At 44.7% G+C, this 2,424-nt stretch carries 2 protein-coding genes; both read right to left on the bottom strand.

All coding sequences use genetic code 11. From position 1 onward, the window contains the following. Positions 1-6 precede the first annotated feature (6 nt). Complete coding sequence (locus QUB12_RS37035) at positions 7-1,167, bottom strand: group II intron reverse transcriptase (protein ID WP_445300701.1); 1,161 nt, start codon at positions 1,165-1,167, stop codon at positions 7-9. A gap of 10 nt (positions 1,168-1,177) precedes the next feature. Continuing rightward, positions 1,178-1,813 (bottom strand): reverse transcriptase N-terminal domain-containing protein, encoded by a 636-nt coding sequence (locus QUB12_RS37750; protein ID WP_445252103.1) that lies wholly within the window; start codon positions 1,811-1,813, stop codon positions 1,178-1,180. Between the last annotated feature and the right edge of the window lie 611 nt (positions 1,814-2,424).

The raw sequence follows: 2,424 nt of genomic DNA on the forward strand, positions 1-2,424 counted from the left end.
GTTAAACTAAGCGATTCCCTCACGGGAACCACTCGTCTTCAGAACCGGACGTGACACTTTCGCGTCATCCGGCTCCTCTGTATTTTGACCCTTGATATGGGTACTTCCAACAGGGGACTTGATATCCATTGTTGTTTTTGTGTCGTGACAATGCCTGTGGAGTAATTGAATGTTGTTGTAGTTATCTTTTCCGCCTTGTGAACGGGGGATGATGTGATCAACCTCAATTAAATCCTCAGAACGCATATATAAGTTGCAGTGTGGACACTTCCCTTTTTGTATCTTCATGAGTCGAGAGACTCTTGTCGATGTTTCTGGGTGAGTTCCTCTACGGGCGCTCCAATACGCCCAATCTCCATTGAAGGGGCTGAACTTGCCTTTGACTTTTATGTGTCTAACAATTGGCGTTTTCTTATGTTCAGCTAAAAGGAAAATTTCTGACCCTGAACTTGCCCCAAATGCCCAGTTTCTTTCTCCGACAGTTTGCCAATATTTATCAGCAATCCAGGAGGAATTTTTGTTTGGGTGACGGCGTTCTGCCCATGCCTTCAATTGGCTGTAAAGGTGATTATCGCAAGTATTGAACGTTTCCTTGCTAACTACTGTTGAGTAGTAATTACTCCATCCCACAATTACAGGATTCAGGTGGGCAATTAGTGCTTCCTGTGAGGCCGTTTTGTGGGCGGATATTATCTCTCCGATTGCCCGTACATGGAGTTGAATTTTCTTTTCGCTGGGTTTGATGAGTGTTTTGAACCCCAATAATTTCCCCTGGACTCTTCCTGTATGTGTTTGACCAACTGGATATTGTCTGATATTGAAACCCAGGAAGTTAAATCCTGGTTGTTGGTTTTCCACTTGCCTCAAGGTGTGAGTTATTCGAGTTTTCTTTTCACTCATTTCTAACCCCATCCCATTCAGCCATTCTGCTACTATCTGTTTGCTCTGAGTGATGACGTGAAGACTTGGGTGTAATACCACAAAGTCATCGGCGTATCTCACTATCGTCAGGGCGCTGATGTTTTCCTTTTTTCTTCCTGGGAGACTTGACGCAAATTGCTTGAGTCTATCTTCCAAGCCGTGAAGGGCTATGTTTGCTAATAAGGGTGAAATAACTCCCCCTTGAGGGGTTCCTTCATCGGTAGGGAACAACTTGTTTGCGTCCATCACCCCCGATTTAAGCCACAATTTTATGAGGCGGTTTAGAGTCGGGAATGTATGCAGTAAGCGAGAGAAGTGCCTGATGGTTGATGCGGTCAAAGCATTTGGTAATATCAGCATCCAGCACATATTTTGCTTTTTGAGCGATTACCGTATGAATAGCTTCTATTGCATCATGGGATGAGCGTCCTGTTCTGAATCCGTAACTGTTTGGCTCAAATCGAGCTTCCCATTCGGGTTCTAAAGCTAGCTTCACCAAAGCTTGTAAAGCTCTGTCGTGCATTGTTGGTATACCCAAAGGGCGCTTTTCCTCTGTTCCTGGTTTGGGAATCCAAACTCGGCGGGTTGGACGCACCTTTTGTTTGATACTCAGGTTATTGACAAGTTTTAGCCTTTGTTTAGGTGCTAATGATTTAACCCCATCGACTCCAGCGGTTTTTTTACCAGTATTGTCCTGAGTTACTTTTCGCACGGCTAACATTTTTGCTGACCAAGAACGCATCAGCGTTTTTTGGAGTCTACGAACTGCTTTGATGTCACCACGTTCAGAAGCTTTGAAGATTCTCTTTTGGAGCTTGAATACTTTCTTTTCCAGCTTGCGCCAGTTGGTTGTATTCCATTCCACCATCACGAATTCGTGTGTATTAGACATTTGTACTCTTACTAAAAATTCTTCCTTTCAAAACACAGTGAGTCTGTGGGCATATTCTCTTCATTACAAAGAGACATTCGCTTTTGACTCAATCCTTCCCTCGGTAGTATACGGTTAGCACCTGCTCAGGTATCGACCACACTGAGAACTATTCGAGGGTTACTTCGTTCCTAATGACCATTTGTTTGAACTTTTAGGTTGCTACTCTCCACCGGGTTTCTAGGCAATGCAAAGAGGTCAAGAAACTATATGCCTCTGCCCTATCCTTTCCCTTTTGGTCAAGCGTATAAGCCTGATTCCGCTTGTTGTGCATTACGATGGTTCAGTCGTAGCTTCACCCGTATTGGGTTAACCATGAGTTCTTGCTTTCTCGTGACAATCTTAGGCTGATTGTTGATGAGATTTTCTTCCCGCTTCTGGCTTTGATGGCTAGTCTCAAACCAGGGGAAGAGGCGTTCACCCTCGCATCTAGGGGGGAGGACTTGCTGACGCGCTGATTTTTGCCAGCGGCTCACCTCCAAGGTCATTAAGTTGTCCAGGTTTGCACCTGGCGGCTAATCCCCCAAATTATTACAGACTATGGTTTCTAGCCAACGAATCGCACACTTTCA

It is taken from the genome of Microcoleus sp. B7-D4, from assembly GCF_036705125.1.
In the GTDB taxonomy this organism is placed as follows: Bacteria; Cyanobacteriota; Cyanobacteriia; order Cyanobacteriales; family Microcoleaceae; genus Microcoleus.

Bases quoted from the DNA above. Each gene is read 5' to 3' on its own strand.
- QUB12_RS37035 (WP_445300701.1), bottom strand. From the start codon at position 1,167: ATGGACGCAAACAAGTTGTTCCCTACCGATGAAGGAACCCCTCAAGGG.
- QUB12_RS37750 (WP_445252103.1), bottom strand. From the start codon at position 1,813: ATGTCTAATACACACGAATTCGTGATGGTGGAATGGAATACAACCAAC.